At 34.2% G+C, this 3851-nt stretch carries 4 protein-coding genes and 1 pseudogene; 1 reads left to right on the top strand and 4 read right to left on the bottom strand.

Features of this window, described 5'->3' with window-relative positions; all coding sequences use genetic code 11:
* Nucleotides 1-432: 432 nt before the first annotated feature.
* The 3 genes from AS141_RS25750 to AS141_RS25740 all read right to left on the bottom strand — a co-directional run bounded on the left by AS141_RS25750 (nucleotide 433) and on the right by AS141_RS25740 (nucleotide 2577).
* Nucleotides 433-930, bottom strand: a complete 498-nt coding sequence (locus AS141_RS25750; RefSeq protein ID WP_057940591.1) for a hypothetical protein — start codon at nucleotides 928-930, stop codon at nucleotides 433-435.
* 166 nt (nucleotides 931-1096) lie between these two features.
* Nucleotides 1097-1822, bottom strand: coding sequence for a hypothetical protein (locus AS141_RS25745; protein WP_057940590.1), 726 nt, complete (start codon nucleotides 1820-1822; stop codon nucleotides 1097-1099).
* A 188-nt stretch (nucleotides 1823-2010) separates the two neighbouring features.
* Entirely contained in the window at nucleotides 2011-2577 is a 567-nt protein-coding gene (locus AS141_RS25740; protein ID WP_057940589.1) for a hypothetical protein, read from the bottom strand.
* Nucleotides 2578-3314: 737 nt separating this feature from the next.
* Between AS141_RS25740 and AS141_RS27195 the strand changes: the two genes are divergently transcribed.
* Nucleotides 3315-3497, top strand: a complete 183-nt coding sequence (locus AS141_RS27195) for a hypothetical protein (protein ID WP_232425008.1) — start codon at nucleotides 3315-3317, stop codon at nucleotides 3495-3497.
* A gap of 137 nt (nucleotides 3498-3634) precedes the next feature.
* Here the strand turns inward: AS141_RS27195 and AS141_RS25730 are convergent.
* Nucleotides 3635-3851, bottom strand: a pseudogene (locus tag AS141_RS25730) (hypothetical protein); the annotation flags it as partial.

The raw sequence follows: 3851 nt of genomic DNA, 5'->3' as shown, positions 1-3851 counted from the left end.
ATAAAAAATCCTCAGACGTTACGTTAAATCCAGCCCTTCAAAACATTACCAATGGAAGTCAGGGTAAGGCATAGGGTTTAAATAAGCAGTTTTTAGCATAATTCAACCATACAGGCCTTACACTGGGCTTATTCATAAGGACAGCAATTCCGGCAGTTTTATTATATGTTCCTAATTCGCTCATACTAGATCTTGCTAACCTATGTAATAATTATAATCTCTATTATAAAAATAAAATAAAGCAATTTGAAATTCCGGAATTTGAAGAAATACAAAATTTTCTATGCCATGAAAAAAAATCAAATGTCTTGTTTTTTGATTTAAATATAACAAGAGAGTTTTCTTTTCCAATTTTTGATTTAATCGCTATTCGTTTATTAGAATTTCTAATTTGTTGAATGGCTTTACTTGGAGAAAAATCTACATTTTCTCTTAAAACCGAAATTGGTAAATCTGCGAGGTATTTAATATATCCATGCTCTTTTGATGCCAAAAATTTTTTCTAACCTCAAGTATTTGAAATTTATATTCAATTAATTCCAACCATCTGATGATATTTTGCTTTTCTTCATTTGAGAAATATGAATCTTTAAAATTAGTATTTTTGAATAGATTGTAAATATACTTTTCAATACTTCCTAGTAAATTATTATTGCAGTTACTACAAGCCGGAATAACAGCTTTAATATAAAATTGCTTAATTCCATTGATATCAGTGTCAAAATATCTTTGTAAATTATTTGCAAAAGCCCAAGTTGGCAAAACATGTTCTTTAGTTACATCAACTTTATTATAACAAAAAATACAAATCTCGGCGTCATTTCTTTTAGATTCTCCTCGATGAACATGATTAAGAGCGATATGGTCAATAACTTCTTTTGATTTAGAACGAACTATTGTTCTTAATTTTCTAAATTTTGAATCTATCATTTTGTCTTTAATATGAGAGTGCGATTGAGTCCAGCGGTTGACAATATGGCCATTAAAGAATTACGAGCGATTTTCTATCAAGGCACACGAAAAGTCAAAGTGGGCTACAAACCATTGCATACCACTGAAACCTTTATTAGCTATACCGTATGTTGCAGGGCGTTTTTTATTCATTTTCTAAATAATATTCTAATAATGCATAAGCAAATCCAGGAATCTTTTGCCTTAGTTCTTTTTCTTGGTTAGGAATCGCTAGTAATTTTGTTTTCAAGTCAAGATATAGGTCATGTTCAATCCGAGATGTAATGTAATCGCACTGCTTCAATTCTAATTCAATTTGCTCTTTCAATTCTTTTCTGTCAATCGTAATATTCTCGTAGAATTTAAGACCATGTTCAAATACTTCATTAGATTTTAAATCTTCAATTCGTTTATCTAAAAATCTTAGTCCGTGCTTTTTAAAATCAGACACTATGTCTTTTACAACCTTTGTTGTTGTATCAAGTCTTCCGTTGTGAAAATAATAAGCTTCATTAACAGGTATAATTCCTGTCTTTTTCTTTAAAACAATCAAGTCGACATGTTTTGTGAGAATTCCTGAGTTGTAGTTTCCTGTAAATCTATATGTCGGATTTAGTGTTGATGAAACAGAACATGCAAAACTCTTGTCTTTTAGTCCAAATGAAATATGAAAGGTCTCATATAAGTTGTATTCAATTATTTTTCTAATCCGCTCAAAAAAATATGTTCCATTTTTATAAGTCGTAAATTTGAAAACAGGGATTTCAGTTGTGAAATTATCAATCAGGATTGTTTTTATTTCACCCCGTTTTAATTCACAACTACCATCTTCTTTCTCGGTCTTCTTTTTTATTTTCTCAAACCATCCCATTAAGTATCAATTTTGCAGTCTGCGCCAAATACTCTACAACGCCAAGCTATGATGAGTGGGGATTAGAAAGCACTAACCTTGCCTCTCGCACATAGCCATACCGATTAATAAATTTACAATTCGTGGCGGAAAGTCCAAGTGCCACGAAAATATCCTGACCGATAAAACCCCATTCATGGAAGCCGATGTTACAGGGCGTCTTGTCTCTCTTCGTACAATTGGATCACCTCAAGATAGTTTATAGCACCGTTCATTGTCAAGTCGTGAATAAACCCATCAAGTTCAGGATGATTAGCGTTCACCCAATTAATTAAGGAATCTCTTTCCTTTTGCCAGACATTCCAATCAGCATCCAAACATTCTAGTACTTCAAGCTTTGTTATTTTGTCAGAGTTAAATGAGATCTTGTATCTACAAGTCAAAGGATTGTTTTTTAGAAATTCGTACCGTTTGGAGTTTGAAGCCACAGTCGCAATTATCTGGCTATTCTGGTTTTCCAGTTCGACTATTTTATAACTTGGTTGGAAAATGGAATCCCACTTAAATTGCTCGTGAAAACTTTTTTGAGAGTAAGACATGATATACTCACCTTCTACAATGGTAATACTATCGGCTATTACAGTAGTTATTCGGGTAAAGTCAGAAGAGTTGAATGCATCATAGTATTCAATTACTAGCTCGTTTGGAGTTAGCTTTTTGTCGTCACATCCAGGTAAGAGAGTGGTAAGGAAGAATAGAATAAAATACTTTTTCATATTGGTGCAGTAATGCCCTGTAAAACTTGTGTTTATCTAGGATCCATTAATTGCGTCTATATCACCATTGTCTACAGGTTTTTGGGGTTCAACAGTGACCAAATTAAGGATTTCGTCGATACCATCTAGTAGGCTTTGAATATTTATATTGGAAATCCAAAGACCAGCTGCAGGGACAGAGCATATTTGAATATGCGCCAGATTCAAATGGAGTAAAGGATTATGAAATGCTAGATGAAGAAATTATCGCCAAACTGAATTAACAAGAAAATGGCTAAGAACCTAATCGACCCGAAAAAGGACTGCAATCCTTATCCATATGAACATAATGGCGCCTTCAAAATTCACTTCACTTGCCCGTCTGGCGCTAGTTATGAAAAATCCAATGATTGATTCTCCGAAACTCTGTCCGGTACAAAATACTAGTCCCAATAGTAATGAATATACTACTCTTTTAATCATCTCATTTAATCACTTGAATACAAAACTTGTGGTTACAGCAGTCCCGTTTCCGTATTGCGTCTATGTCGTCATTATAGACAGGTTTTCGGGGTTCTACTTTGACTAAATTAAGGATTTCGTCAATCCAATCAAGCGGGCTTTGAATATTTTTTATCGCAGATCAATAGCCCAGATCCAGGGAAAAAGCATATTTGAATATGCACCCGACTCCAAGGGAGCAAAGGACTACGAAATGCTAGTCGAGGAAATTATCACCAAACTAAACTGAAATCAAAATGGCAAAAATACTAAGCGATCCGAGCAAGGGCAATAAAAATCTGGGCACCAAACAAAGAGGCCTCGGAATGCTGATCAATTCAGAACCTGAACCACAGCAAAAAGAAAAAGTTTCCAGTAAAGAATTTGACACCGAGGGTGTGAAAATCTATTCTTCGGATTCCAACCGATATGTTCGATAAACTAAAATATGAGATTGGTAGAGAAACTAAGTTATCCATGAGGGATATGATTTTGAAGGCGGTTTCGGAGCATTATGGGATTTAACGGTTACCTTACGTAGCATAGCGGCTATGGAGTGTTATCTGGCGTGTTCTTTTTAATTTATTTCCAATTCTAATGTTGCTATTAGATCCCCTTGACAATTTATCAGTCTCAAATCATAATTTCCGGTAGCAAGCATAAAAACTTTCTCTTCTGATACTATAAACTGATCTACTGGTATGGCATCATTGGCTTCACCTTTACGAATCGCTTGAATTAGATGCTCTTTATAATCCATCAATTCTGTGGGTAAAGGAATCTCATTCAAACCC

This window comes from Algoriphagus resistens (assembly GCF_001442615.1).
Taxonomy (GTDB): Bacteria; Bacteroidota; Bacteroidia; order Cytophagales; family Cyclobacteriaceae; genus Algoriphagus; species Algoriphagus resistens.
This window is presented reverse-complemented; position numbering and strand designations above follow the sequence as displayed.

What these genes read in the sequence shown, in the direction of transcription:
- AS141_RS25750 (WP_057940591.1), bottom strand. Translation starts at nt 930, where the DNA reads ATGATAGATTCAAAATTTAGAAAATTAAGAACAATAGTTCGTTCTAAA.
- AS141_RS25745 (WP_057940590.1), bottom strand. Translation starts at nt 1,822, where the DNA reads ATGGGATGGTTTGAGAAAATAAAAAAGAAGACCGAGAAAGAAGATGGT.
- AS141_RS25740 (WP_057940589.1), bottom strand. Translation starts at nt 2,577, where the DNA reads ATGAAAAAGTATTTTATTCTATTCTTCCTTACCACTCTCTTACCTGGA.
- AS141_RS27195 (WP_232425008.1), top strand. Translation starts at nt 3,315, where the DNA reads ATGGCAAAAATACTAAGCGATCCGAGCAAGGGCAATAAAAATCTGGGC.